Origin of the sequence: Rhodococcus sp. ARC_M5 (assembly GCF_022810405.1) — a bacterium.
Taxonomy (GTDB): domain Bacteria; phylum Actinomycetota; class Actinomycetes; order Mycobacteriales; family Mycobacteriaceae; genus Rhodococcoides; species Rhodococcoides navarretei.
Genome location: NZ_JALGQE010000003.1, coordinates 1 through 25860, shown reverse-complemented (window position 1 = coordinate 25860; position 25860 = coordinate 1). Strand labels below are relative to the sequence as shown.

General features: G+C 64.4%; 24 protein-coding genes. 9 read left to right on the top strand and 15 right to left on the bottom strand.

Annotated features, from left to right (window positions below):
* Positions 1-6 precede the first annotated feature (6 nt).
* The 8 genes from MTX34_RS05575 to MTX34_RS05540 form a co-directional block, all read right to left on the bottom strand.
* Positions 7-405, bottom strand: a complete 399-nt coding sequence (locus MTX34_RS05575; RefSeq protein ID WP_243597396.1) for a VOC family protein — start codon at positions 403-405, stop codon at positions 7-9.
* Positions 406-518: 113 nt separating this feature from the next.
* On the bottom strand, positions 519-854 hold the full coding sequence (locus tag MTX34_RS05570; protein WP_243608735.1) for a VOC family protein: 336 nt from the start codon (positions 852-854) through the stop codon (positions 519-521).
* 138 nt (positions 855-992) lie between these two features.
* Positions 993-2171, bottom strand: coding sequence for an acyl-CoA dehydrogenase family protein (locus MTX34_RS05565; RefSeq protein WP_243608734.1), 1179 nt, complete (start codon positions 2169-2171; stop codon positions 993-995).
* A gap of 107 nt (positions 2172-2278) precedes the next feature.
* Entirely contained in the window at positions 2279-2926 is a 648-nt protein-coding gene (locus MTX34_RS05560) for an isochorismatase family protein (protein ID WP_243597399.1), read from the bottom strand.
* On the bottom strand, positions 2923-4812 hold the full coding sequence (locus MTX34_RS05555) for a hydantoinase B/oxoprolinase family protein (RefSeq protein WP_243597400.1): 1890 nt from the start codon (positions 4810-4812) through the stop codon (positions 2923-2925). Before MTX34_RS05555 ends, MTX34_RS05560 begins: the two co-directional genes overlap by 4 nt.
* Positions 4812-6908 carry a hydantoinase/oxoprolinase family protein gene (locus MTX34_RS05550; protein WP_243608733.1) on the bottom strand — a complete coding sequence of 699 codons (2097 nt, stop codon included), beginning with the start codon at positions 6906-6908 and terminating at the stop codon, positions 4812-4814. The genes MTX34_RS05555 and MTX34_RS05550 overlap by 1 nt, the downstream gene beginning before the upstream one ends.
* A gap of 51 nt (positions 6909-6959) precedes the next feature.
* Entirely contained in the window at positions 6960-8165 is a 1206-nt protein-coding gene (locus MTX34_RS05545; protein ID WP_243608732.1) for a CaiB/BaiF CoA-transferase family protein, read from the bottom strand.
* On the bottom strand, positions 8162-8821 hold the full coding sequence (locus MTX34_RS05540; RefSeq protein WP_243608731.1) for a GntR family transcriptional regulator: 660 nt from the start codon (positions 8819-8821) through the stop codon (positions 8162-8164). The genes MTX34_RS05545 and MTX34_RS05540 overlap by 4 nt, the downstream gene beginning before the upstream one ends.
* Before the next feature lie 134 nt (positions 8822-8955).
* Between MTX34_RS05540 and MTX34_RS05535 the strand changes: the two genes are divergently transcribed.
* Positions 8956-9852, top strand: coding sequence for a hydroxymethylglutaryl-CoA lyase (locus MTX34_RS05535; RefSeq protein ID WP_243597404.1), 897 nt, complete (start codon positions 8956-8958; stop codon positions 9850-9852).
* Positions 9853-9924: 72 nt separating this feature from the next.
* Here MTX34_RS05535 and MTX34_RS05530 read toward each other — a convergent pair whose 3' ends face one another.
* Positions 9925-10785, bottom strand: a complete 861-nt coding sequence (locus MTX34_RS05530; protein ID WP_243597405.1) for a methyltransferase — start codon at positions 10783-10785, stop codon at positions 9925-9927.
* Between the two features lie 63 nt (positions 10786-10848).
* Here MTX34_RS05530 and MTX34_RS05525 point away from each other — a divergent pair, with 63 nt between their 5' ends.
* Genes MTX34_RS05525 through MTX34_RS05515 form a run of 3 tightly spaced genes read left to right on the top strand, consistent with a single transcriptional unit; the run spans position 10849 to position 13933 of the window.
* Positions 10849-11661 carry a class I SAM-dependent methyltransferase gene (locus MTX34_RS05525; protein WP_243597406.1) on the top strand — a complete coding sequence of 271 codons (813 nt, stop codon included), beginning with the start codon at positions 10849-10851 and terminating at the stop codon, positions 11659-11661.
* Entirely contained in the window at positions 11652-12623 is a 972-nt protein-coding gene (locus MTX34_RS05520) for a phytanoyl-CoA dioxygenase family protein (RefSeq protein WP_243597407.1), read from the top strand. The genes MTX34_RS05525 and MTX34_RS05520 overlap by 10 nt, the downstream gene beginning before the upstream one ends.
* A gap of 44 nt (positions 12624-12667) precedes the next feature.
* Positions 12668-13933, top strand: a complete 1266-nt coding sequence (locus MTX34_RS05515; protein WP_243597408.1) for a triacylglycerol lipase — start codon at positions 12668-12670, stop codon at positions 13931-13933.
* A 1-nt stretch (position 13934) separates the two neighbouring features.
* On the opposite strand, the gene MTX34_RS05510 is transcribed toward MTX34_RS05515, so the two are convergent.
* Positions 13935-14357, bottom strand: a complete 423-nt coding sequence (locus MTX34_RS05510; RefSeq protein ID WP_243597409.1) for a phosphate acetyltransferase — start codon at positions 14355-14357, stop codon at positions 13935-13937.
* Between the two features lie 109 nt (positions 14358-14466).
* Here MTX34_RS05510 and MTX34_RS05505 point away from each other — a divergent pair, with 109 nt between their 5' ends.
* Positions 14467-15381, top strand: a complete 915-nt coding sequence (locus MTX34_RS05505; protein WP_243608730.1) for an aldo/keto reductase — start codon at positions 14467-14469, stop codon at positions 15379-15381.
* 233 nt (positions 15382-15614) lie between these two features.
* On the top strand, positions 15615-16613 hold the full coding sequence (locus MTX34_RS05500; protein ID WP_243597411.1) for a DUF368 domain-containing protein: 999 nt from the start codon (positions 15615-15617) through the stop codon (positions 16611-16613).
* Between the two features lie 1315 nt (positions 16614-17928).
* On the opposite strand, the gene MTX34_RS05495 is transcribed toward MTX34_RS05500, so the two are convergent.
* Entirely contained in the window at positions 17929-18240 is a 312-nt protein-coding gene (locus MTX34_RS05495) for a putative quinol monooxygenase (RefSeq protein ID WP_006247389.1), read from the bottom strand.
* Between the two features lie 107 nt (positions 18241-18347).
* On the opposite strand from MTX34_RS05495, the gene MTX34_RS05490 reads away from it, so the two are divergent.
* The gene (locus MTX34_RS05490; protein WP_027504856.1) at positions 18348-19289 is read left to right on the top strand and encodes a GlxA family transcriptional regulator; all 942 of its coding nucleotides are present in this window, start codon (positions 18348-18350) and stop codon (positions 19287-19289) included.
* 463 nt (positions 19290-19752) lie between these two features.
* Here the strand turns inward: MTX34_RS05490 and MTX34_RS05485 are convergent, their stop codons facing one another.
* From MTX34_RS05485 to MTX34_RS05475, 3 genes are all read right to left on the bottom strand, one after another.
* A complete protein-coding gene (locus tag MTX34_RS05485; protein ID WP_243608729.1) occupies positions 19753-21201 on the bottom strand; it encodes an aldehyde dehydrogenase family protein in 1449 nt (482 codons plus the stop codon).
* A gap of 85 nt (positions 21202-21286) precedes the next feature.
* A complete protein-coding gene (locus tag MTX34_RS05480; RefSeq protein ID WP_008719926.1) occupies positions 21287-22153 on the bottom strand; it encodes an alpha/beta fold hydrolase in 867 nt (288 codons plus the stop codon).
* 37 nt (positions 22154-22190) lie between these two features.
* Positions 22191-22604: a hypothetical protein gene (locus MTX34_RS05475; RefSeq protein ID WP_042940221.1), complete on the bottom strand. Its 414-nt coding sequence runs from the start codon at positions 22602-22604 to the stop codon at positions 22191-22193.
* Between the two features lie 109 nt (positions 22605-22713).
* On the opposite strand from MTX34_RS05475, the gene MTX34_RS05470 reads away from it, so the two are divergent.
* Positions 22714-23688, top strand: coding sequence for a LysR family transcriptional regulator (locus tag MTX34_RS05470; RefSeq protein ID WP_243597456.1), 975 nt, complete (start codon positions 22714-22716; stop codon positions 23686-23688).
* Positions 23689-23901: 213 nt separating this feature from the next.
* Here the strand turns inward: MTX34_RS05470 and MTX34_RS05465 are convergent, their stop codons facing one another.
* The gene (locus tag MTX34_RS05465; RefSeq protein WP_243597457.1) at positions 23902-24546 is read right to left on the bottom strand and encodes a hypothetical protein; all 645 of its coding nucleotides are present in this window, start codon (positions 24544-24546) and stop codon (positions 23902-23904) included.
* Here MTX34_RS05465 and MTX34_RS05460 point away from each other — a divergent pair.
* Positions 24545-25692 (top strand): IS3 family transposase gene (locus tag MTX34_RS05460; RefSeq protein WP_374638904.1). Its coding sequence is split into 2 segments (ribosomal slippage): positions 24545-24812 and positions 24812-25692, totalling 1149 coding nucleotides; the frame shifts between segments, so codons are not numbered across the junction. The two genes, MTX34_RS05465 and MTX34_RS05460, sit on opposite strands and share 2 nt — an antisense overlap.
* Positions 25693-25860 lie beyond the last annotated feature (168 nt).

Below are 25860 nucleotides of genomic sequence, written 5' to 3'. Positions count from 1 at the left end.
GCGCGATCAGGCAGGCGCAGCGAAGAATTCGAGGGCGATGTCGTCGGGATCACGGAACGAGATTCCAGACCCGTAGTGCGCGTGCTTGATTCCGCTGTGAACGATGCCGAGTCGGTCGAGCGTCGACACCCATGACGCCAGATCGTCCTGTGTGCAACCGAACGCGATGTGGTCCACACCCGGTCTCTTCTCGTCGAAGGCACCTGAGACCTGAGCCTCGCCGTGGGTGTGCAATCCGAAGAGCATGCCGCCGTCGAGCGCAAACACGGTGTGGTGATAGTTGCCGGATTCTTCGTCCTCGTCGAGAACGGGCGGCGCGTCGAACAGTCGTGCGTACCACTCGGTGCTGGCGGCAAGATCGGATACGGTCACGGCCACGTGGGAGAGACCGGGGAATTGCGGCATGCGCTGGTCCTTTCGTCGTCACCGTCCACGTTAGGCACCAACGTCTGCGTGCTACCGACGATCAGGGGAATACTGCCCATTCGGCGGGGTTCGGCCCAACCATCCCTGGTACCTCATCCCTGCGGCGGCTCCATGAATTCGATGGTCTCACCGTCCGGGCCCACTGCGTACATGACTCGGGTGCCCACCTTGGTGCCGCCGGCAATCGGTTGTGGAGTTCCCTGCGCCGTCCATCCGAACTCCGCGATACGCGTGATGACCCCATCGATGTTGTCGACCTCGAAAGCGAGATGGGCGAAACCCGGATCGTAGGGTCGAGACGACCCTCGTTCTCCCTGCACGTTGCGGTATTCCAGCAGCTCGACCGTCTGATCCGCAACGGAGACCACCGCCATCCGGACTGCGGCCCCGTGTGCTCCGGTGACCTCTCCGAGAAACTCTCCACTCATCACCCGTGCGTTCGAGGGACGCTCCGAGACCGTCGATCCAGAACCTGAGGGCGTCATCGAGGGAACCGACGGAGAATCCGACGTGGTCGGAGCGACGGAGTCGAAAGGACCGGCCCTGGAAGTCTTCACCCGGTGCGTTCACGAGGTGCGCTTCTGTTCGGCCCGTACGAGGCCGCCACCCACAATCAATCGCTGGATCTCGCTGGTGCCCTCGTACAGCCGGAGCAGCCGCACATCACGGTAGATGCGTTCGACCGGCACCTCCCGCATGTATCCCGCACCGCCGTGGATCTGGACGGCCAGATCGGCGACTTTTCCGACCATCTCGGTGCAGAACAGCTTCACGGCAGACGGAGCGATGCGCCGATCGGTGTTCTGCACCCATGCCCGAGCCGCCTCACGAACCATCGCCCGGCCCGCCATCACACCGACCTGCTGATCGGCGATCATGGCCTGCACCAGCTGGAAGTTTCCGATCGGCTCGCCGCCTTGAGTCGACGCTGCTGCGTACGACACCGATTCGTCCAATGCGCGCTGCGCCTGGCCGACGGCAAGCGCGGCGATGTGTACTCGCCCGCGTGCCAGTGACGTCATCGCCGCCTTGTACCCGATATCGCCGGTACCGCCCACCAACGCGTCGGCCTCGACACGCACGTCGGTGAAGTTCACATCGGCTGTGCCGGAGCCCTGCTGCCCCATCTTCGCGTCCTTGGCACCGACCTCGATTCCCGCCGTGTCAGCGGGAACCAGGAACACCGCGATACCGTTGCCGCTCTCCGGTTTCGGATCCAGCTTGGCGAAGACGACGAACATGTTCGCGATCGGCGCATTGGTGATGTATCGCTTGCTGCCGTTGATGATCCACCCGGTGCCCTCGACCTTCGCAGTGGTCTTCAAGCCCGCCGGATTGGATCCGGCCCCGTCCTCGGTCAGCGCGAAGGAGGCGACGATATCGCCGGCTGCCATGCCTGGCAGCCACGTCGCCTTCTGCTCCTCGGTTCCGAATCCGACCAGCACCTGCCCGGCGATCCCGTTGTTGGTGCCGAACATCGATCGCAACGCCAGCGAGGTGTAGCCGAGCTCCATCGCGAACTCGACGTCCTGGATCAGGTTCAGGCCCAGACCGCCCCACTCCTGCGGAAGCGCGTAGCCGAACAGCCCCATCTCCGCAGCCTGCGTCCGCAGATCCTCGGGGATCGAATCGGTGTTCATGATCTCGAGTTCACGCGGAACCACCCGTGACCGAACGAATTGCGAGATCTGCTTCAGCACGTCCGCGAAGACGTCGTCGGGTACATCGGGGTTCAGCGTGTCCATGGGACAACTATCAGCTAAGGCGATGCACTTCGTCTACTGACCGACTGGCCTTTCCTGCCAACGAGCGGATCGACGGCGGTCGACGAGTCCGACGAGCTGATCGACTTTCATCGCTGACTCGCCCGTCGACCAGACGATGCGCCGAAATCATCGAGGGCCCGCTCCAGGTCGAGGACGTCCGCATATTTGGCCTGCAGATCCAGCAAGTTCGACTCGTGCATTCCGGGTTCGCGGTCGCCGCACGCATCGGCGACCACGAGTGGCCGGAAGCCGTGCTGCAGTGCGTCGGTGGCACTCGCACGGATGCAGCCGCTGGTGGTCAGCCCACAGATGTACAGCGTGTCGATACCGCTCGCTGTGAGTGTGGCAGCAAGTGAGGTGCCGAAGAATGCACTCGCGTACTGCTTGGTCACCACGGTTTCGCCCGCGAGCGGACGGGGTTCCGCCGGAAAATCGCCGAGCTCCGAGCCTTCCTCGAAGATCTTCAACGCCGGGATCTTGGACATGAACAGGCCGCCGTCACGTCCACCGGGCTGATAGCTGACCCGGGTGAACACGACCGGAACACCGGCGGACCTGGCGGTCGAAACCAGTTGTGCCGCAGCTGCTACCGCCGCATCCACCGGAGCACGCAGGGGCGAGCCGTCCACCAGGTAGGCCGCGACGATGTCGACCACCAGAACCGCGGGGCTACGGCCCGGGCCCAGCTCACCCGCGAATCCCGATTCCCGGTACGACCCGAGGGTGTCACTCACGCTCGCACGGCCTTTCTGACGTTCACCGGCGGACGGGGCGCGGGAAGGCCGGTTTCGGCCTCGCACCGCTCGAGAATCACGTCGATCGACGGTCCCTTGTCGAACACCTCGATCTCCCCGCGCGCGGCCGACATCTCGCTGCGAACAGTCGCGGAGGCGGACGAATCGACGACACCGCCGTCATCGCAGACGATCCCGTACCCGATCCGAGCACCCTCGGTACTGACCAGACCCCGCCGAACTTCGAGACCGACCAGTTCGGGATCTCGGGTCAGCGGGTCACCCCAACCGCCGCCGCCCCACGTGACGAAGTGCAGTACATCGCCTCGTCCCACCGGCACCTCGTGGATCTTGCTGGCCAGTACCTCGACCTCACCCGATGCCCGAACGATCCACTTCTTCCCTCTCGCACCGGGTTTGCCGCCGTTGACTCCCCACGGATATGTGAGCCACCGGTCGTCGTGGATGGCAATGGTGCCCGGTTCCTCGAAGTAGTAGGCCACGTCGACGCCGTTGCCGCCGCGGTGCAGTCCGGCACCACCTGTATCGGTGACGGTCTCCCACCGCTCGATGCGCAGCGGGTAGTAGGACTCGAGGTACTCGCAGGGGATGTTGACGAACGACGGCCACAGCGAGTGCCCGTCGGGTCCGTCTCCCATCGGACGACCGGGGATGCCGCCGAATCCGATGGAGTACAGCTGGAACCATTCCCCGTCTCGCGCACCCCCGTCGTAGTGACCGGAGTACATGAAGTGCGGCGAGGACGAGAAACCCGCGGCGTTGAGAATTTCGGGATTGTTCTTGCCCAGCAGCCCACCGAAAAGGTCGAAGACGCGGCCGATTCCGTGATTGCGGCCGTTGAGTGCGGCCGGATAGCGCGGCTTCCAGAACGAGTCCTCGGGAATGGTCACGTCGATCAACGGATAGAAGCCGTCGTTCCAGAGAATTTGCGGATCGGCCACGGTGATGACGTAGATACCGAAGAACATGCGCACGAGGTTCTCGTTGATGAAGTAGTTGATCGGCCCGACGGCCTGGGGCGCGGCCTTGCTGAAGTCGAGGTGGATCTTCTCGCCGTGTCGAGTCAGCTCGATCGTCAGTTCGTAAGGGCCGTAGCCACATCCGTCATCGCAGATGAAGTCGCTGAACTCGATGGTCTCGCCGTCGACGAACAGCATCGCGAGCAGCACCTTCATGGCCTGATAGTTCCGGTCGAGCAACGCGTCGAGCGCCGACAGGTACACGTCCACACCGAACCGGTCGCAGAGCTCCACGATGCGACGCGATGCGGTGGTGCACGCCGCGACGAGTCCGTTGAGGTCTGCCCGATTCCAGTCCGGTTTGCGCACCTGGTTGAGAATGATGTCCAGGGCGGTCTCGTTCAATTCGCCTGCGCTGTAGAGCTTGAAGGGCGGAATGATGACGCCCTCCTCGAAGATGGTGTGCGCGTCGGTCGGCATGGACGACGGCGTCTTACCCCCGACGTCGGCCATGTGCCCGAACATCGACGACCAGCCGACGACGCGTCCACTGTGGAAGATCGGGAGGACGATGAGCCAGTCGTTGGCGTGGCTGATCGCGGCACCACAGGCGTACGGATCGGAGGTGAGCAGGATGTCGCCCTCGCCGACGGTGCCAGAGAAGTTGTCGAGGAAATCGGGGACGGACAGACCGAACTGCCCGACCACCATCTTGCCGCTCGGATCCGCGATGAGCGGAAATTCGTCGTGCTGTTCACGAATACCCGGTGACAACGCCGTTCTGAACAGCACCTCATCCATCTCCGCCCGTGCGTTTCGCAGGGCGTTCTCGATGATGTCGAGCGTGATCGGGTCGACCGGAACGGTGGTGAACGGAGTCTTCGAGGTCTCGATGATGGTGGCCATCAGTTCTCCTGGAGTCGCGTGGTGCGGTGGGTATCGTCGGTGTCGACAGGCGCGATGAGAAGGCAAGCACTCCGGTGGACCGTCGCTGCGTGACCGGACAGCACCAGCGTGGTGGAGTCCATCTCGGTGATCACCGCGGGGCCCGTGACGACGTTGCCGGCCAACAGTTTCGAGCGGTCGTAGATGCCGGCCTTCGTGTGCTGCCCGTCCATCCACACGTCGTTCGTGGTGATCAGCGCCGCGGACGGATCGTCGGTGCCCTCCGCCAACGGCTGGAACGCCACCTCGGGACGTGGACCACTGACCGTGACCCGAAGATTGATGACCTCCCGTTCGTTCTTCAGCAGGAACGAGAACAGTCGCTGGTGTTCGGCATCGAAAGCAGAGCCGAGGGTGGACAACAGCTCACCCGAATCGAGGGCGGCCGCGTCGATATCGACGGGAATCTCGAAGCCCTGGCCCTGATAGCGCAGGTCCACTTGATATTTGGCGGTCTGCTGGTCTGCCTGCACCCCCTCGGCAGAGAGCCTTTCCGACGCCGACTCGGCCAATTCGGCAAGGGCGCTACGCAACTCGCCGTCGTCGATGTCGGAGAAGGCGCGAACCATGGTGCGCGCGGCCTCGTCCCGAAGACACGTCGTGGCGTCGCCGTACGCGCAGAGAACCCCGGGCGACGGTGGCACGATCACCGGCCACGAACCGGTGAGTCGACCCAGAGCGTTGGCATGCAGGGGCCCGGCACCGCCGAACGAGACGAGCGCGAAATCGCGAGGGTCGTAGCCCTGTTGCACGCTGACCAACCGCAGGGCGCCGAACATGTTCTCGTTGACGATGTCGACGATCCCTGATGCGGCTTCCTCTGGACTTCCCAGGCCGATGGCGTCGGCGATCGTCGCCACGGCGGTACGGCTCGCCTCGGCGTCGAGATCGACCTCCCCACCCGCCAACGAGGCAGGGAGATAACCGAGTACGACGTTCGCGTCGGTCACCGTCGGGTCGGTTCCGCCCTTCCCGTACGCGGCCGGTCCGGGGTCGGCACCGGCCGATTGCGGCCCGACCCGCAGTGCGCGCGTCAACTCGGGCACGTGCGCGATGGAGCCGCCACCGGCTCCGACCGTGCGCACGTCCACGCTCGTGGCGCGGACGGCAAGGTCGCCGACCTTGGTCTCACGGCCGATACGTGGTTGACCACCGAGTACGAGGGCGACGTCGGTCGACGTCCCGCCCATGTCGAAGGTGAGGAAGTCGGAGAATCCGGCTTGTTCGGCAAACCAGACGGCACCGGTGACACCACCGGCCGGGCCGGACAACAGCAACGACACCGGTGCCTCCGATGCCTTTGCCGACTGCACCAGTCCCCCGTCACTCCGGAGGATGGACAGTGGAGCCTTGATCCCCCTGTCCTGCAACGAGTTGTCCAGGTTACGGACGTATCGCGATACCTCCGGTTGCACGTAGCTGTTGGCGACCGTGGTCAGAGTTCGCTCGTATTCGCGCATCTCGGGCAGTACCTGGCTGGAGATGGAGATAGGAATGCCCGGTAGCTCGTCGGCAGCCCACTCGGCAATCTGCTTCTCGTGGGTGTCGTTCGCATACGAGTTGATGAGTGAGATCGTGAGAGCTTCGATGCCGGCACCGGCCAGTCGACGCAATTGAGTCCGCGCCTGGTTCTCGTCGAGCGCCGTCACCTCGCTGCCGTCCGCCGACAGTCGACCCACGACCTCGACGGTGTTCTCCAGCGCTGCAAGCGGTTCGGGCTTTGGCCAGATGATCCACCCCGCCAGACCGCCCGGAACGTACGATCTGGCGATCTGTAGGACCTGCCGGAACCCGTCCGTGGTCACGAGTCCGACGCGCGCACCGCGGCCCTGAAGGATGGCGTTGGTCGCGACCGTGGTTCCGTGCAGGACCTGATCGATCTCCGACGGTTCGATCCCGGCCTCCGAACATACTTTGTCGATGCCGTTCAGCACCCCGACGGACTGATCGGCGGGTGTCGACGGAGTCTTGGCTCTGAAGGTGGTGCCGGTCGTTTCTTCGAGAAGTAGGACATCGGTGAATGTTCCGCCGACGTCGACGCCGAGTCGATAGCGCATGATGATCTCCCGTGGTGTGCGGTGCGATGAGTGAGGGCGATGCGGCCGAGCTCAGATGATGCCGCGGTCGACGAGCGCAGCCCGTTCGGCCTCGGTGAGACCGAGAAGCGACCCGTAGATGTCCGAGTTGTGTTCGCCGAGTTCGGGTCCTGCATGCCGGACGGCACCGGGACTGTCGCTGAGCTTGGGCACGACCCCCGCCATCGGGATCTCGCCGAAATCGGGGTGGGCCAGCCGCACGATGGCCTCACGAGCCGCGAAATGCGGATCGTCGAACATGTCGCGAGCGGTGTAGATGCGGCCGGCGGGGACGCCTGCAGCGTGAAGAATGTCGAGGACCTCGTCGGTTCCGAGCTCTGCGGTCCACGCTCCGATGATGGCGTCGAGTTCTTCCATGTTGACCCCACGTGACGCGTGGTCGACATAACGAGGATCGGATACGAGATCGGCCCGGCCCATAGCGGTGACCAGGCGGGCATATACCGAATCCTGGTTCGCGGCAACCAGAATCATCTCCCCGCCCTTCGTGGGATAGACGTTGCTCGGCGCAATGTTCGGCAGCACCGACCCGGTGCGCTCGCGCTGGTAACCACCGATCTCGTATTCGGGGAGCAGTGATTCCATCATCGCGAGCACGGCCTCGTAGATCGCCGAATCCACCAGTTGCCCACGCCCCGTTCGCTCCCGATGGTGAACGGCAGTGAGGACGCCGATCGTCGCGAACACCGCAGCCAGGGAGTCACCGAGCGAGATTCCGGCCCGAGACGGTGGCAGATCGGGATTGCCGGTCACGTAACGGATTCCGCCCATTGCCTCACCGATCGAACCGAACCCGGCTCGGGGAGAGTAGGGCCCGTCCTGGCCGTATCCGGTGACCCTGGCCATGATCAGGCGTGGGTCCAGCGTGCGCAGATCCTCGTACCCGAGCCCCCATCGCTCGAGGGTGCCGGGGCGGAAATTCTCGACGACGATATCGGACTTGCCGATGATGTTGCGCGCCAGCGCTTGTCCTTCTTCGGTGCGAAGATTGCACGTCACCGACTTCTTGTTTCGCGCCACCACCGGCCACCACAGCGACTTGCCGTGGGGTTTTTCCCGGCCCCATTGCCGCATCGGGTCTCCCTTGCCCGGCGGCTCCAGCTTGATCACCTCGGCTCCGAAATCGGCGAGAAGCTGTCCGCAGAACGGCCCGGCCAACAATTGACCCATCTCGACTACTCGCAGGTCTGACAACGGCCCCGGGGTGGCTTCGCTCATTCGGACTCCTTGACTTCGTCGGGTGTGAGGGATTGGAGCAGAACGTGTTTCGCGGCACGGACGTGAGCACGCATCACCGAATCGGCCCAGATTTCGTCACCGCTGGTCAGTGCTGCCACCAGATCGCGATGGTGCGCGTGACTACGAGCGACGTCGGCCGGTGCATAGCGGTGGAAGGTACGCATCACGAGGGGGAACTGGATGACTGCGCCGAGCATCGTCAGCAAGCGAGTACTGGCGGCGGCAGTACGCACGATGGCGTGGAACTCGTCGTTCAGCTGCGCCATCAGGTCGAGTTGCTGCCCGTTGGCCGCGGCCGACTCCATCAGGTCGCACAATTCGCTCAACCTGTCGATGTCCTTGTCGCCGATGCGGCGCGCCGCCCGAGCCGCGGCCATCGCTTCCAGCGTCATGCGCAGGTCGTAGATCTCCTCGAGATCGTCTGCCGTCCAGGTGTAGACACGTGCGCCCCGGTGGGGAACGACCTCCACGAGCCCTTCCATCTCGAGTTGCCTCAGAGCCTCCCGGACGGGTGTCCGACTGGTCTCGGCCAGTTCGGCGATATCGACCTCACCCAGCCGTGCGCCGGGCGCATAGGTTCCCGCGATGATGCCGTCGCGGATGTGGGAATACACGCGATCCACGGCCCTGACCATGCAGGCCTCCATTCGATGATGGGTGATTGTTCACAACTTAGGGCTGTGGCGCTGAGTTGTCAGCGCTTCCAGAAAATTGAAACCGGCAAAATCGAGGTATTGCATGCAATACCGTTCAGGTGGAAGATCGGTCCATGACTTCCGTGCACCTTGTCGAAGTGGGCCCGCGTGATGGATTGCAGAACGAGAAGACTGCGCTGTCGGTGGATCAGAAGATCGAGTTGATCGCCCGCAGCGTTGCAGCGGGAGCCAAGCGAATCGAAGCGGTCAGCTTCGTCAACCCGAAACGGGTGCCACAGATGGCAGGTGCCGAGGACGTGATGGCCGGGATCGAGCGACGCGACGACGTGTCCTACATCGGCCTCGTGCTCAATCGCCGCGGTCTCGACAGAGCGATAGAAGCACGCGTCGACGAGGTCAACGTCGTGGTCGTCGCATCCGAGGAGTTCAGCCGGCGAAATCAGAATTGCTCTGTCGCAGAGGCAGTGTCGACTGCACGCGATGTCATTCGAGATGCAGGGTCCGCAGGCCTGGCCACCACCGTCACCATCGCGGCAGCGTTCGGTTGCCCGTTCAGTGGCGAAGTGGATCCTCGGTTCGTGGGCGAGATCCTTGCGCAGTTGGCCGACGACCGACCGTCGGAGATCGCTCTGGCGGACACTATCGGCGTCGGTGTGCCGGCACAGGTGCGCGTGTTGGCCGACACCGCACGTACACGAGCACCGGGAATCCCGCAGCGCTGGCATTTCCACAACACTCGAAACACGGGGTACGCCAACGCATTGACGGCACTGGATACGGGCGCGCAGGCGTTGGACGCCAGCATCGGCGGCTTCGGGGGATGCCCGTTCGCCCCCGCAGCGACGGGCAACATAGCGTCCGAGGACCTGATCTACGCACTCGATCGATCCGGGGTCGACACCGGTGTGCGTCAACAGGTTCTGGTCGAGGCCGCCTCGTGGCTCGGGAATGCACTGGGCAAAGAGGTGCCCGCACTACTCGGACGGGCCGGGGCTTTTCCGAGCGGGTGAGCGCACGCCGGCACCGTTCACCGGATCCGCGGCGGGCCACAACTCGGCGGCGTCGATCCTTCGAGGGACAGATCAGCGACGGGTCGCGACGAACACGTCGACCGGATGCGGCACCCGAGGTCTGCCGTCGGTGCCCGGCACCGAGACCGCATCCAGGTAGGCCCGCACCGGCCCGCGCAAATCCGGGGTCAGCCTGGCCTGCACCGCAAAGTCCAACACCTCGTCACTCGCGGAGGCGAGGTCGATCTGCGCGTCGAGTGCAATCACGTCGTCGAGGAAAATCCCGGCGTCGACGAAGGCCTTCTCGACATCGGCGCTGAACCACTGCCGGTGGCCCTCCAGCGGCGGGGCGAGGGCGACCACCAACGCGTTGAGTGCGGCCGTCGGCGCTATGGCCACCCACAGCTGGCCGCCTGGTCGCAACAGGCCGAGCGCGACACGCAGCGTCGTGCCCAGGTCCGGGACGTAATACATCGAGTGCACGAACATCACGACATCGAAGGTTTCGTCCAGCGAGGAGTCGTCGAACGGGGCGACATACGCGTCGGAGCTGAGCTCGTCCGCTCCCAGCGCGGACATGGTGGCGGCGAAGCGCTCCGCACTTCCCACCCAGGGGTCGACGCCGACGTACCGAACCGGTCGGCCGGGTACCCCCTGCACCAGCCCCGCCGCCAGCCGCGCGTCCAGCGAACCGTCACCGCAGCCCACCGACAGCACCGAGATCGGGCCATCCCCCATTCCGGTCAGCCGGCCCGCGAGGTGTTCGGCGATCAGGCGGCGCTGGTCGGAGAGACACTCGAAAGCGGCGTGCCCTCGGGCGTAGGCATCGGGCTCGAGGCCGGCGAGGGCCGCAGCGCCACGCCGCACCGCGCGTACGCCGTCGAGGAGCACTGCCGCAGTGTCGGTCGACGAAGTCGGAGCTATGTTGGACACCACACCGAGTGAACCACGACGCGCCCACGAGTGCGTTGCGGTTGGCTTCCCGAGAGGAGTGCCGTGAGCAACGGAGACACAGCCGAACGCAGTCTCGAGCATTGGAGCGAGGCCGGCCGCACGGGTATGGAGGCGTTCTACGCCCTGGCCACCGAGGACTACCACCAGCTGGCCCTGGCCGCCGACTGGCCCGCACTGCTCGCCGGACGGGCGCACGAGAACTGGTCATTGCTCGACGTGGCCTGCGGCAGCGGCAAGTTTCCCACCGCGCTGCGTCGCTACACGGACCTGTCCGCCGTACCGGAGCTGGCCTACGACCTGCTCGACCCGTCCGAGTTCTCGGTGGCAGAGGCACGCGGGGCGCTCGGGGCACCGTTTGTGGCCCGCCACGACTTGGTGATGACTCTGCAGGACCTACCCGACGATCACACCGGCTACGACGTCGTCTGGGCCACGCACGCGCTGTACGCCTTGCCGCCTGCCGAGCTGGACGCCGCAGCCGAAAGGTTCGTGTCCGCACTGGCTCCCGGCGGTCTCGGACTGATCGCGCAGGCCACGGCGGCCTCGCATTACATCGCGTTCTACGACGCTTTTCGCGCCGGCGTACGCGAGGCCACGCCGTACACGACGGCCGAACAGGTGCGTGACGCGCTGATCCGAGCCGGTGCAGACGTGCGCGACCAACGCGTCACGTACACGACCGGCACTTCCGATCGCGTTGTCGCAGAGGGCTTTCTGCAACGCTGCGCCTTCGACGACTCGGTGTCGCTGGAAGAGATGGAAGCGGCACCGGTGCTGGGCGACTACCTTGCCTCCTGCCGGGACGCATCCGGTTCCTACACCTTCTCTCATGAGGCGGCGCTGCTGTGGCTCTGACGAACGAACGGCTCCCCGAACAGAATCGCGACGGCGGTATCGATCAGGATTGGGCAGGTGACGATCAGGACTGGTGGGATTGGTACGTCACGCTGGCCGCCAATGACACGATGCCGACCGAGCTGGTCGACGGTCCCGGCCTACCCGACGTCGAGGCGGCGACGGACGCGCAGGTCGAGCGTGAGCTTGCCGAGCCGTACGACCTCGACCCTGCTGCCGTCGACGCATTCGCTCGTCACGCCTTCGTGCGGCTGCCCGCCGTGTTCTCCCCGGCCGTTGTGCGTCGGCTCGCCGAGCGCCTCGAGGAGCTGCTGCGAGCCGAGCACGGCGAGAACGTGGCCGGCAGATTCACCGCGCTGGAACAGATGTGGCTCCATGACGACTTAATGCGCGCCGTGGCGCTGTCACCGCGAATTGGCGGCGTGGCCGCGGCGTTGCTCGACGAACCGGCCGTTCGGCTCTATCACGACAACGCGCTGTCCAAGGAGCCCGGTTGCGGACGCACTCCCTGGCACCACGACGCCGAACATTTCCCGCTACAGACCACCCAGGCGGTCACTGCGTGGATGCCGATGTCGGCGATCCCCGGACGAATGGGTCCGCTGTCGTTCGCTCGCGGCCGCAAGGTGCTGGACGAGGTTGCGGATTTGGAGTTCGACAAGGTCGGCACGTCGTACGACGAGGCCGTCACGAAGCGCTTCGTCGAGCGCGACGTCGCAGTCGAGTCGACGCCGTTCGCCGTGGGCGACGTGTCCTTCCACTCCGCGCTGTGCTTCCACACGGCGGGGCCGAACCTGACGACGCAGCCGCGTCGAGCCCTGGCCAACACCTACTTCGCCGACGGGGCTCGAGTCGTGGAGTCGCCGACGCTGATCAGCGGCACGTGGCGCGAATTCCTCCCCGGCGTCGAGCCTGGGGGCCTTGCGGCTTCCGAGCTGAACCCGGTGGTCGGCCGCCGCTGATTCGCAGCTCGACCGTTTCAGTGGACACACGTACACTGGATTCGGTGGGGAAGAAATCTCAGCGCACGCAGGAACTGGGTGAACTCGGCGAGCTCACCCTTCGCGAGCTGGCGTCGGCCGCAGGTGGTGTTCGCGCCGTCCACTCGGCAATTGCACGTCGGACGTTCGCTGCCGTACGTCTCGGCGTCGGTCCCGCCGCACGACCGACACAGCTGATGCACGACGCCATTTCCGCAGGCACCTACGCGAGCATCGAGGCCGCCTGCACCGGCGCAGCCAAGGCAGTCGGTGCCATCACGGGCGGCGACGACGCGTCCGAGGACGACCCCCGCCCGTCGCCGTCGCACACCACCCTCGGCGCACAGACCATCGCGATCTTGCACGGCCTCATCGGCGACGACATGGAGCGAACCTCCCGGGTCCTCGCCTACCCGATGTCGATCCGCGTCGACGGACGCCCGGTAATTCCGAAGTACCGCGCTCTGGCCACTGCTTTTCCCGACGCGGGAGCACACCTCGTGGTGTTCCTGCACGGGCTCGTGGAGACCGAATCGGCATGGCGGCTCGGCGGGCGGCCCACCTACGGGGAGCGGCTGGATTCCGAAGCCGACACCACCTCGATCTTCCTGCGCTACAACACCGGACGTCGTATCGCCACGAACGGCGCCGACCTGTCGGAACTGCTGGAACAACTCGTGCCGGCGTGGCCCGTCCGGGTTCACCGCATCACCCTGGTCGGGCACTCCATGGGAGGACTGGTCTCACGCAGCGCCGCTCATCACGCCGCCGAGAGCGGCCATCGATGGGTGGACCTGTTGACGGACGTATTCACCCTGGGGACACCACATCTGGGTGCGCCACTCGCGCACGGCGTTCACGTCGCCACAGCAGCGCTGGCACTCACACCCGAGACCCGGCCGTTCGCACACCTATTGGCGCGTCGAAGCGCCGGAGTCCGCGATCTGATCCACGGATCGATCACCGAAGACGAGGGACACGCCAGCTACGCCGACGGATTCGACGTCGGAGTTGCCGCGGATATCTCGGTTCCGGAGGGGGTGCGGCATCATCACGCCTCCGCGATCGTCACCGGAAACCCGCGACACCCGGTCGGGATCTTCGTGGGCGACGGGTTGGTACGAACTGATAGCGCCGGCGGACGGAACACACTGCGCAACATAGGACTTCGCCCGGACGACGGTCTGGCAATCAACAGCGCGCACCACTTCACCCTGCTCAACGACGAGAGAGTCTATGGGTGGATGCGGCGTGCACTGGTCGGTGAATCCGATCCACGACTCCAGTTGTGAGCTACTGTTCGGCCAGACCTGTTGCCGCTGAGAGATATTCACGGGAGTCCCGAAACGTCTGCGCCACGCCGCGTCCCGCGATGGCCCGGTACCGACTGATCTGATCGTCGTCGAGAAGATCGAGCACCGTGCTGGAATCCGCATGCATCCAACCACCGTCTCGCACCAATTCGTGGGCCCGCTTGCCCTGCAACGCTGCAATCCCTTCGACCCTGATTCCGTTCGGATCGGTCGACACCGCGATGTAGTAGGCCTTCTTGCCCGAGTAACCGGCCTTGACCTTCGAGCGCAGCCGCAGGACGGCAGCGGCCGCGTCATCGACGGCAGACGAATGCTCGTCCGAGCCCGATTCGGCAGCTGAGAGTCGCGCGATCTCAGCATCCAGTCCGGCAAGCAAAGTGGCAAGGTACTCGAGATCGCTCATCAACTCATGATGCCCTACAACAGTGAGCTTCCGAACCAGCACTCGACGACAGGCATACTCGAGGAGCGTGCGCGCATTCCGACCCTGACGCAACGAAGGTAATGACGACATGACACAACTCGGCCTCGGCCTTGCCGCACTCGGGCGACCCGAGTACCTGACGATCGGGCACTCGGATGCTGTGGACGGGCGATTCGATCCGGCAGCCTTGGAGCAGCTGTGCCACGCAGTGCTGGACACCGCGTGGGACAGCGGAGTTCGACACTTCGACGTTGCGCGCTCCTACGGGTTGGCCGAGCGGTTCCTCGGCAGCTGGCTGTCTCGACACCCGAATCGGCGCGAGAACCTCACGGTCGGCTCAAAATGGGGATACGCCTACGTCGCCGATTTTCGGCGCAAAGCCGAAGTTCACGAGGTCAAAGAACACTCGGTGGCACGTTTGGCCGAACAGTGGCCGCAGACCCTGCACGACCTCGGCGACGCGCCAGATCACTACCTGATCCACAGCGTCACCCCGGACAGCCCTGCCCTCACCGACACGGCACTGCTCGACGAACTACGGGTCATAGCCGAGGGTGGCACCCGAATAGGTGTCAGCACCAGCGGGCCGCACCAAGCCGACGTGGTGGACGCAGCGCTCGAGCTCGGACTGTTCAGCTCCGTGCAGTCGACCTGGAACCCTCTCGAACCGTCCGTCGGCCCGTCCCTGGCGCGAGCCCACGAGGCCGGTTGGTTCGTCGTCGTCAAAGAAGCAATGGCCAATGGCCGACTCGTGGCGGAGGATTCGGAGCTTGCGCGGGTCGCGGACGCAGCCGGGGTGGGCCGTGATGCCCTCGCACTGGCAATTGCACTCGCGCAACCATGGGCCGATGTCGTGCTCTCCGGCGCTGCCACCGCGGGGCAACTGAAGCAGAATGTAGCCGCGCTTTCGATCGACCGCGAGCTGATCGCAGCCAGCGATCCGGACATGGCAGAAAACCCAGAGAGCTACTGGGACAACCGCTCTCGCCTGGCATGGACGTGATCGCGTCGATACTCGCTGATACTACGGTGCCCCGATCCGGTCCACCGCCTCGAATCAGCTCCTCCGTTTCGGATACCTGACTCCGATCGGCGTCGTATTTACGAATGTGAGGAGCTGATCCGCAGCGATGGTGAGGGCAGGGGCACGGTGGACGGTCTCCGCCGTATGGGGGTCGTGTTCGAGCTTGCCGAGCCGGTGTCTGGCGGCACAGGAGCGTTTGGGACGATTCGGGCATGACGACGAACGGGCAGACGCCCTCCGCCGATGGGTACAACGAGCAGAGTAGACACGGGCTGGATCAGCGACCCGGACTCGATGACGTTGCCAGGGGACGGCCGCCGGCGACGGAATTGGCAGCCAACGTCGTACGCGGCGGTCTGATCGGCCTAGCGGAAACGGTTCCCGGGGTCTCCGGCGGCACGGTTGCCCTGGTCACCGGCATCTACACCAGGGCCATCGCGTCGGCGAAGCATCTGACGGACATCCCCAAGGCCGTGGTGACGCGGTCCGACGTGCGCGCCGAAGTCCGTCAGGTCGATTGGTGGCTGCTCGTCACGGTCGGCGTCGGCATGCTGCTGATGGTGTTCTCGGTGGCGGGGATCATGGCGAATTTCGTCACGGATCAGCCCGTCTACTCCAAGGCACTGTTCATGGGCATGATCGCGATGTCGGTGGCGATCCCGTTCATGGAGATCACTCGTGGCGCTTTCCCCACCACCCGGTCCCGACTGTCTGCCGTGGCTCTGTTCGTCGTTCTTGCGGTCGGGGTCGTCGTTCTCACATCGTTACCCGGGGCCGAGGCGTCGAATCCGTCGCTGATTCTGGTGTTCTTCGCCGCGATGATCGCAATCTGTGCGCTCGTGCTGCCAGGCGTATCGGGGTCGTTCTTTCTGCTGGTCATCGGCCTGTATGCGCCGACGCTGACAGCCGTCGACGAGCGGAACCTGACGTACCTGGCCGTGTTCGCCCTGGGCGCTCTGGCGGGGTTGGTCAGCTTCGTTCGAGTGCTCGAGTGGTTGCTGGCGAACTACCACGATCTGGCGATGGTCGCCGCTGCCGGCCTGCTGTTGGGGTCGTTGCGTGCACTGTGGCCGTGGCAGGGCGAGAACAGAGAACTGCTGGCCGTCGGCAACGAATGGCCCGCTGCCTTGGGGTTGTTCGCCGTCGGAGTGGCGGTCGTGGCGGTGGTCGCCATTGCTCAGCGACGACTGGCAACCACGCGTACGCCCTGACCGAACCGGCAGGCGTAGCCGGCCATCCACGCCCCTCGTCGGAATCCGCACCGCCTGCAGGCACCGTGAATTCCCACGAGGGGCGTATGCGCCCGCGAACCCTCCACACCGGCCCGCACAGACACAAGAACTCCGATCCCAGGGACGGAATCGGAGCGGTGGAGCCTCCTAACGGGATTGAACCGTTGACCGCTCGCTTACAAGTATGTTGCGAGACAACCAGATACGTCCGCATGGAACCACCATGGAGCTGCTGACCTGCATCGACCGTCCAAGCGGGACCATCCGAATCCACTCTCGTAGGTACCAACATGTGACACGCTCGTGACACCGAGACCCAACTCCACCCAAATACGGTAGTTGTAAACCGACGTTGTACAACACATCCGACACCTCGGCCCACTGGCTCGAACGAACATCAGTATTCTTTGGACCGACAAACACCCGGTCGTTCGCGCAGTCCCGTTGTGGTTGGTTTCGGTCTTGCCTGGCGTGAGGGCGAACGGTTGACTCGCGGCCCCGACGGGAAAGCGGTGAGCTAAAGAATGGAGCTTGCTCGGCTTCGACGCCGCCGCGAGCTCCGGTGAAACTCCGGTAAAACGGTCGGTACTGGTCGGTCGTCGTCGGTCACCACCGGATGGCAGCGTCCCCCACGCTCGGCGTTTGTGCAGGTCAGCGGCTCGTTCACCCAGTGGGCGCATCAAGCGATAGACGCAGAGCCGACGTGATTAGGTCGTCGGTTCGGTTCTGGTGGTCGCGCGATGCGCTGGCCTCACGGCTCTGCCCGACACCGACGTCGCTCTCCTCTGCGACGGACCCCTCGCCGGCTGAGCGCTCGCGGCCGGCATCCTGTCCGTGTGCCGAAAGGCCTCGCTCCGCTCGGCAACGCAGCGTGGCGTTGTGTCGCGACCTGGACGTGCGAGGTGTCAACGGTGCGTCGGCGCAACGATCGTTGTGTGCGCAGCGAGATGCTCCATGCCGCACGCGCGGCGCGCACGAACGCAACGCCCCGGAACGCCAACGACCCGTCATCGCTGCGACGCGCAACGCGTCTCCCGTCACGGCAACGGATCGCAACCACGACCCCGCCCACGGCGCCTCGCGGGACGGAGGGCAAGTTGACACAGTTGCGCTGCCATGGAGCCGCGCTGGCTCTCTCGATGACCACCGGTGAAACAGTGCCGCTCCAGGCTTGCGCCTGGTGTTGCCTGGCCTCCTCGTGATCGGCCCGTCGGGGATCGTCAACGTGGTGCGGGTGTCGAGGCGGTCGGGTCCGACGGCTCGGCGGGGCGCGATCGTCTCGTGCGTTGGCGGACTACGGGAGCTTGGACGCGAGGACGTCGGCCGCCAGGATCTCGGGTGCTGCGCCGAGGAGGTGCTGGTTGGCCATCAGGGCTGCGACGATGGCGCCGTTGGCGTGGGCGTCGCGAGCGGCCTCGTCGGGGAATGCATCGAAGATCCAGAAGGTGTCGGCGTGGGTCCTAGCCGCGAACCAGACAATCGTTCCTACTTCTTCGTTGGCGAGTGCGACAGCGCCGGCGAGCAGATCGGCGAGCGCGTCGTGCTGTCCATCGGCCGCGACGATCTTGGCGACGAAGGCATACGGAAGTGATGCGGGTGTGGACATGAGGGGTTCTCCTTGAAGTCGGGGTTCTTCGTGGGGCGAGTTCAGCTTATGACGAGCGAGGGCCGGTGGGGAGTGGCGTATACGACAGTATTGCTATTGTTCGCGCCATGCGTATCGGACTGATCGCGATCGACGGCTGCTTCGGTTCGGCTGTCGCGTCGGTCATCGACATCGTGCGGGTGGCCGACGGAGCCCGCGGCGATGTCGACCCGCGGATCGACCCGATCGAACTCGCCATCCTCGGACCGAAACGGCGAGTGACCACGACGGCATCGATGACCCTGTCGGTAGACCACCCGCTGTCGGAGTCCGGAGAGTTCGACGTGGTCGTCGTCCCTGCGCTTGGAACCCTCACGGCCGCCGCTACCAACGACGCCCTCCAGAGCCGAGATGCACGTTCGGTCATCGCCTCACTCGGGCGCCTCGACGACGCGACCACCCGGATCGCCGCGGCGTGCACCGGCGTGTTCGCCGTCGCCGAGACTGGACGGATGCATCATCGGCGGGCGACGACCAGCTGGTTCCTGGGGCCGGAGTTCCTGAAGCGCTATCCGACCGTCGCCCTCGATCTCGACACCATGGTCGTGGTCGACGGGAACCTCGTCACCGCCGGCGCCGCGTTCGCCCACATCGACCTCGCGCTCTCACTCGTGCGATCGATCAGCCCCGACCTGGCCCAACATGTCGCCAAGCTCCTCATCATCGACGAGCGTCCGTCGCAGGCGGCCTTCGTCGCCTACGAACATCTCCGGCACGAGGACCCGATCGTCGTCGAGTTCGAACGCTTCGTGCGCGCCCGCCTGGACGAACCGTTCAACGTCGCCTTCGTCGCGCAGTCGCTCGGCACCAGCCGGCGCACCCTCGAACGACGAGTCCGTGCGGCGCTCAACCTCACTCCGCTCGGCTTCGTCCAACGGCTTCGCATCGAACGAGCGCGGCACCTCTCAGCAACCACGGACCTCACCTCCGCCGAGATCGCGCTACGGGTCGGCTATGCGAACGCCGAGACTCTGCGCTCCCTCCTGCGCAGGGAGCGACGCCGTTCCTGACCTATCGCCATGCCTGTAGCCGGTGTCCTAGCGCTCGGTTGGAACCACCTCTCAGCACGTCGCGTCGACTCTCCTGCGTCGCCCCTGGACGACCCACTCGACACGCCCGCAGCACAGGCCATGTGACGTGCCCCGGCTTCCCGGGCGGTCGGGGTTGGGTGGCTGTGATGTCGCTGCGTTCTCGTCGAGGGGGTCAGCAGACCCGATCAGGGTCGATTGGGATGAGCCGCGAAGGCGGTCAGGTCAGGGCGGCCGAAGCCGGCCGGCGGGGTAGCGTCGGACACGTCGAGGTCTTTCGGATGGATGGCGTAGGAACCTCCATCGTCGGGAGACCTCGACGTCTATCTGCGGACCGACGCGCCCGGCCGACCTACACCGTCATCTGGGAAGAGCCGGGAAAGCCGGCGCACTGTGAATTTGCCGTCGGAACAGGCATTCGGAGTTGGGTGGGTCGTGCCGAATCTCAGGGAATCTCGATACCGGTCAGAACGAGCACCTTCTCCTGCGTCAGGTCCTCCATCGCCGAATGCACCCCTTCTTTGCCCATCCCAGAATCTTTGACTCCGCCGTACGGCATCTGATCGGCGCGGAAGCTCGGCACGTCACCGACGATGACCCCGCCGACGTCCAGGACGCGTGACGCCGTGAACGCCGTCTGCAGGTTCGACGTGAAGATGCCCGCCTGCAATCCGAATCGGGATTCATTGACCTGTTCGAATGCCTCCGCATCCGAGGCGACTTTGCAGAGTACGACAACGGGCCCGAAGACCTCGTGGTCCACAACCTTGGCCCCTGGCGGTGCATCCTCGATGACCGTCGGTTCGACGACTGCGCCCGTGCGTCCGCCGCCGGCCAGAACGGTGGCTCCCCCCTCGACGGCTTCCTCGATCCACTCCTCCACGCGTACGGCTGCGCGGTCGTCGATCAGGGGGCCGACGTCGGTCTCGTCGTCGTCGGGTGAACCGGTCGACAGCGACGCGACGTGAGCCAGAATGCGGCGGCGCATGGCGTCGTAGAGACTGTCGTGGACGAAGACCCGCTGCACCGCGATGCACGACTGACCCGCTTGGTACATCGAGAATCGTGCGATCCTCTCGGCTGCGTACTCCTGTTTTTCCTCGTCGGCCCAGTCTGCGCAGACCACCACCGCGGCGTTACCTCCGAGTTCGAGCGTGACGTGCTTGCGCGGAACGAGTTCTCGGATCGACCAACCCACCGGGACCGATCCGGTGAACGAGACAACCGGTAGCCGAGGGTCCACGACCATGTCCGATGCCTTGTCGTTGGAGACGGTCAGCACTGACCACGCACCCGCCGGAAGCGATGTCTCGGCGAGCATTCCGCCGAGCACCAAACTTGTCAGCGGGGTGGCCGGCGCAGGTTTGACGATGATCGGCGCGCCGACCGCCAGGGCCGGTGCCACCTTGTGGGCCACCAGATTGAGCGGAAAGTTGAACGGTGCAATTCCGAGGATGGGACCGCGTGGGACGCGCTGAATCAGCGCCAAGCGGCCGTCCGATCCAGCGTCGGTGTCGAGTCGCTGAAGATGCCCGCTCCATCGTCGTGCTTCCTCGGCCGCCCACCGAAATGTCGACACCGCGCGAGCGACTTCGACTCGCGCCCACTTGATCGGTTTGCCGGATTCGGCAGAGATGAGCCGAGCGATTTCCTCCCGACGCTCGTGCAGACGCGTCGAGACATGTACGAGCGCATCCGACCGAACGTGGGCCGGCGTTCCCGCGAACTCGTCCGCCACCGCGGCGGACGCCTCGATCGCGGCGTCGACGTGTTCCGACGCCGCTTCGAACACCGTCCCCACGATGCGACCGTCGAACGGATTGCGGATCTCGGTAGCGACACCGCTGATAGTCGCTTCGCCGGCAACCCAGAACGGAAAGTGTGTGACGGACATCGGGATCTCCCTTTCGAGGGCCGAAAAGAATGCTCGCCGGCCCCGTGTCGGAGGCCGGCGAGCATCGAGGGCGTGCAGGGTCAGATCAGACGGAGACCGAGGTGGACGCGGATTTCTGCAGAACCTCGAGCGCCTCGATGAGGTACGTCCGGAACACCGGGTGGTTCTCGCTCATCGGGAAGTGCCCGATGTCCTTCATCTCGATGAACTTCGCATTCTTGATCTGCGCAGCTGTGCGGGCACTGTCCTCAGGGGTGGTGAGGTAGTCGTAGTCGCCGGTCAGCATGACGACCGGGCAACGGTCGCCGTCGATCTGGTCGAGCTTGTCGCGCAGGTCGTGGTCCACGGAGTAGAAGTGCAAGTCGCCCTTGAACGCCTCGGATCCCTGCGTGTAGTAGAACCAGGTCTTCCACCGGTCGGCTTCCGGCGACTGTGGTGCCATGAGATCCCATGTGCCACTTGCGCACACCTGCGCAGCGTTCGCGTGGGGGTGCTGCCACCAGTCGAGGTAGAAGCCCGGTGAGTAGTCGGCTCCCTCGACCGGGATGACTCCGGCGAAGCGTTCCGGATGGCGAAGCGCCAGCTGCAAGGCGATGTTGCCACCGAACGACGAACCCATGAAGATCGGATTCTCCAGTTCGAGTGCATCGACCAGGGCCACGATGAAGTTGGCGTAATGGTCGGCCGAGAGCTTGTACTCCTCTTTCCACCACTCTGTGTTCTCCGGCGGATCGGACTTGCCGTGGCGGGGCAGGTCGTACGCGATCACGCGGTAATTCTGCGTGATGTCCTCGTCTTCGAGCAGTCCACGCCACTGGTGGTTGTGGCACCCGGCGGTGTGCTGGCATACCAACGGTTGGCCGGTGCCGTTCTCTAGGTAGAAGACCTTGTACAGAAGACCGTCGACGTCGACATCGACGTAATGGCCGGTCACAGGTGAAATCTTGCTCATGTTCTGTTCCTTCGGTGAGTCGTGTGTGAGTCGGGGACTAGACCGGAACGCCGACGGCGCGCAGCAGTTCGATCTGGCGGGTAACGCAGCGCAGGTTCTGCATCAGGACGAGGACATCTCCCTCGAGCCTCATGTCGCGCTGGAACGACGCCGCCCAGATGCCGTGAAACATCGGTGCCGGAACGGGAACTCCAAAGCCCTGCCACGTCTCGACGCCGGCGCGGATGGCGAACTGATAGGGCCGGTCGAGCGGGCCTGGGTCGACGGCGATTGCGTGGACTTTGCCGTTCGACATCTCGATGACGAAGGAGTGGGTGTCCATGTCGAGGAGGTACGAGCAAGTGAAGTACGTGCCGTGCGCGGAGATCTCGGCGTCTGCGTCGGATGCTTGGGTGAACGCGTCGGCCCACTGTTCCGGGGTCTGGGTGGTGGTGTCGGTTGCTGTTGTCATGTGACCCATCACACGCTGGACCTGCGGGTTCGTCCAATACCAATCGGTCGCCCGATCGATAGGAAACAACTACTGGTGCTGGTCTAGCTGCGGGAATAGCATCGGGGACGTGAATCTTCCGTTGGAGCTCAGGCCGTTGTCGTATTTCGTGGCCGTCGCGGAAGAGCTTCATTTCGGCAAGGCAGCAGCGCGGCTGCATATCGCACAGCCCTCGCTCAGCGTGCAGATTCGCAAACTCGAACACTCCTTGGGAACCGCACTGTTCATCCGCGATTCCCGTCATGTCTCGTTGACCCCTGCCGGGGACAAGCTCCTCGACGGGAGCAGGCAGCTTCTCGCCGATGCCGAGCGTGTCGCGTCGTTGACACGTCAGGTGGGCCGTAGTGGGCGCAACAACCTGATCGTCGGATTCCAGGCGAACGCTGCCGCGGAACTGACGCCGGACATCTTGTCGGCTTTCCGTGCTCTCCACCCCGACGTCGCGGTCGAGATGCAGTCGTTCGACTTCACCGACCCCTACGTCGGGCTCGGCGACGGGTCGGTCGATGTCGCGTTCGTCAGGCCGCCGGTCGTCGTGCAGGACTGGCTTGCGCTCGAGACACTGTTCGTGGAGCCGAGAGTGCTTGTCGTAGCATCCACTTCGCCTCTGGCGCAGCAAGATTCGACCAGTGTCGAAGAAGTGGCGGGGCAACCGTTCGTCGCGAGGCGCAGCCCGGAATCATGGAGGGACTTCTGGCTCGCCGTCAGCTCGAGAGACGGTGAGACCGTTCGTCTCGGTGCCGAAGTCTCCACTGTCGACGAGTGTTTCGAAGCCATCCTCTCCAGCAAGGGCGTGGCGTTCTCACAAGCGTCGACTCAAAGGTTCTATGCGAGGCCAGGTTTGGCATTCGTTCCGGTTACGGGTATACCCCCCACACCGTTGTCCATCGGGTGGCGTTCGGACGTCGACTCGCCTCTGACCCGCGACTTCGTGGCTGCGGCCCGCCGTGTCGCCGTCGATTGTCCGGTTCCGAACTCGTGGGCACCCCCGACCGCCGGCGTTCCGTCGCTGCTCGATCGCTACCAAGCCAAGCTCACGTCCTGAGACCCTCCCACAGGGTCGAGACTTAAAGCTTTCCTCGTCCCGTCCGGACTTCTCTCTGCGCCCGCGGTGGTTCCACCAGGACCTCAGCGAAGACTCCGTCCTTGAGTCGCCACAAGTGAAACCGGGGCCGCTGAGTGGTGACATTCTTCAGGTGCTGGGCCCCTTGCAATTTCAGTGACTTCGTGTGGCGACTTGCTGTCCACAGATTCTGCCCTACCGTCGTCTCTGCCGGCCAGTCTTTTCATCAATATCTTCGACGAAGGCAGCCACCGACAGCCGATCAGCACTGCCGGCAAAGTGCGCGCGAAGCTCACGGTGAAACTCCTCACCAAAATCGAAGAGGGCTAGCGTGGCAATTGCATCTGACATCTCCTCCAGATTGGCCGCTAGGGCGGCTGCAAGAGCGAGGACCCAGGAGGCGGAGCGTTGGTCTGCAAATGCTGCAATCAACAGGGGCGCAGCGGCTTTGTCTGGACGACCAGCGTCTACCTCATGTTGGCCGATCTCGCCCCAAGGCCCGCCGTGTAGCACATCGCACTTCGCAGCAGCGAGACACCGCTTGACTGAGCCGGAAAAGCTCTCGATGGCGGAGCGATCACGCAGAACACGTTCGGCTTTCTTTGCGTCGCGAACTCCGTTCTCCATCCCACTTGAAAGTAAGAAGCTTGCGATTCCGTGCCTCAGACGCCATGCGGGATGCCAGACAGACGCTACCTTCAAGTACTCCTCGAACTGCTCCTTCGCCTGAGTGATCTGACCTTGATGCAGAGCGGAGTTGGCGTGTCCCCATTGAACGGGGCCATATCGTTTTAGAGTCTTGTTACCCATGAGCTGGGCGGATAGGACGATGGAGAACATGGCTGGACGGAAACGCAACTCTGCCGAGGACATCGTGCGCAAACTGCGCCGTGCCGACGAACTCACTGCGGCGGGCAAGACGCAGGAGGAGATCGCGGCGGAGCTCGAGGTGTCGGCGGCGACGTTGTACAACTGGCGGCGTCAGTACGGCGGGATGGACACCGATGCCGCGAAGGAACTCAGAGAGCTGCGCGAGCAGAACGGCAAGCTCAAACGCCTGCTCGCCGAGGCCGAGCTGGAGAAGGATGCGCTGCGGGAGGTAGCGAAGGGAAAATTCTGAGCCCAGCCGCCAAGCGCCGCGCCGTCGACATGCTCGTGAACACCATGAGTCTGTCGAAACGACTGGCGTGCAAAGCTGTTGGGCTTGCCCGCTCCACCTACGCACGAACACCGATAGCCGACACACCCGCGGACCCCGACGCGGCCCTGAGGGCCGCGTTGCGGACATACGCAGGCTCACATCCGCTGCACGGCTTCCGTCGCGCCTGGGCGCATCTGAGACACGACGAGGGTATGTCGGTGAACAAGAAGAAGGTGCACCGGCTCTGGAAGGAGGAGGGTCTGCAGGTTCGGATCTACCATCCACGCAAACGCACCGGCATCAGCTCGTGCCCGCAGATCGAAGCCGATGCACCGAAAGTGGTGTGGGCTATGGACTTTCAGTTCGATTCGACCGTCGACGGGAAGGCGATCAAGATCGCGTCGATGATCGACGAACACACCCGGCAGTCCCTGTTGAACATTGTGGAGCGTTCGATCACCGCACAGCGGCTGACCGACGAGCTCGACAAGACGTTTGCACTGTGGGGTGGGCCGCCGTTGGTGCTGCGAAAGGACAACGGTCCAAAATTCATTTCCCATGTGCTGCAACAGTTCTGCCGAGATCGTGTCGGTATTTCCTACATTCCGCCGGGGACGCCGTGGAACAACGGACACATCGAATCGTTCAACAACCGGCTACGGAAGGAGTGCCTGAACCGCAATCACTGGACGAGTCTGCTCGAAGCGAGGGTGGTGATCGAGGACTTCAAAGACGACCACAATCATCGACACCGGCACTCATCACTGGGCTACCTCACGCCTGCTGAGCACGCTGCCCAATGCACCCACAACCACCAACCGGTCGAGGGCTGCGAGATCGACTGAATCAATCACACCGTGGCTCTTGAACGCGGTGGTCCGACTATTGACGGCGCTCAGCGAAAATGCTCAACCTCGCTCAGTGAAAGTGCTCACCCGGTAGCGGTGATCACTGTAGCGGTTGGCGGGTCCCGGTGACGGCTTTGCGGAGCATTTCCGAGCGTGCGTTGTGGT

What these genes read in the sequence shown, in the direction of transcription:
- MTX34_RS05575 (WP_243597396.1), bottom strand. Translation starts at nt 405, where the DNA reads ATGCCGCAATTCCCCGGTCTCTCCCACGTGGCCGTGACCGTATCCGAT.
- MTX34_RS05570 (WP_243608735.1), bottom strand. Translation starts at nt 854, where the DNA reads ATGAGTGGAGAGTTTCTCGGAGAGGTCACCGGAGCACACGGGGCCGCA.
- MTX34_RS05565 (WP_243608734.1), bottom strand. Translation starts at nt 2,171, where the DNA reads ATGGACACGCTGAACCCCGATGTACCCGACGACGTCTTCGCGGACGTG.
- MTX34_RS05555 (WP_243597400.1), bottom strand. Translation starts at nt 4,812, where the DNA reads ATGGCCACCATCATCGAGACCTCGAAGACTCCGTTCACCACCGTTCCG.
- MTX34_RS05550 (WP_243608733.1), bottom strand. Translation starts at nt 6,908, where the DNA reads ATGCGCTATCGACTCGGCGTCGACGTCGGCGGAACATTCACCGATGTC.
- MTX34_RS05545 (WP_243608732.1), bottom strand. Translation starts at nt 8,165, where the DNA reads ATGAGCGAAGCCACCCCGGGGCCGTTGTCAGACCTGCGAGTAGTCGAG.
- MTX34_RS05540 (WP_243608731.1), bottom strand. Translation starts at nt 8,821, where the DNA reads ATGGTCAGGGCCGTGGATCGCGTGTATTCCCACATCCGCGACGGCATC.
- MTX34_RS05535 (WP_243597404.1), top strand. Translation starts at nt 8,956, where the DNA reads ATGACTTCCGTGCACCTTGTCGAAGTGGGCCCGCGTGATGGATTGCAG.
- MTX34_RS05510 (WP_243597409.1), bottom strand. Translation starts at nt 14,357, where the DNA reads ATGAGCGATCTCGAGTACCTTGCCACTTTGCTTGCCGGACTGGATGCT.
- MTX34_RS05505 (WP_243608730.1), top strand. Translation starts at nt 14,467, where the DNA reads ATGACACAACTCGGCCTCGGCCTTGCCGCACTCGGGCGACCCGAGTAC.
- MTX34_RS05500 (WP_243597411.1), top strand. Translation starts at nt 15,615, where the DNA reads ATGACGACGAACGGGCAGACGCCCTCCGCCGATGGGTACAACGAGCAG.
- MTX34_RS05495 (WP_006247389.1), bottom strand. Translation starts at nt 18,240, where the DNA reads ATGTCCACACCCGCATCACTTCCGTATGCCTTCGTCGCCAAGATCGTC.
- MTX34_RS05490 (WP_027504856.1), top strand. Translation starts at nt 18,348, where the DNA reads ATGCGTATCGGACTGATCGCGATCGACGGCTGCTTCGGTTCGGCTGTC.
- MTX34_RS05485 (WP_243608729.1), bottom strand. Translation starts at nt 21,201, where the DNA reads ATGTCCGTCACACACTTTCCGTTCTGGGTTGCCGGCGAAGCGACTATC.
- MTX34_RS05480 (WP_008719926.1), bottom strand. Translation starts at nt 22,153, where the DNA reads ATGAGCAAGATTTCACCTGTGACCGGCCATTACGTCGATGTCGACGTC.
- MTX34_RS05475 (WP_042940221.1), bottom strand. Translation starts at nt 22,604, where the DNA reads ATGACAACAGCAACCGACACCACCACCCAGACCCCGGAACAGTGGGCC.
- MTX34_RS05465 (WP_243597457.1), bottom strand. Translation starts at nt 24,546, where the DNA reads ATGTTCTCCATCGTCCTATCCGCCCAGCTCATGGGTAACAAGACTCTA.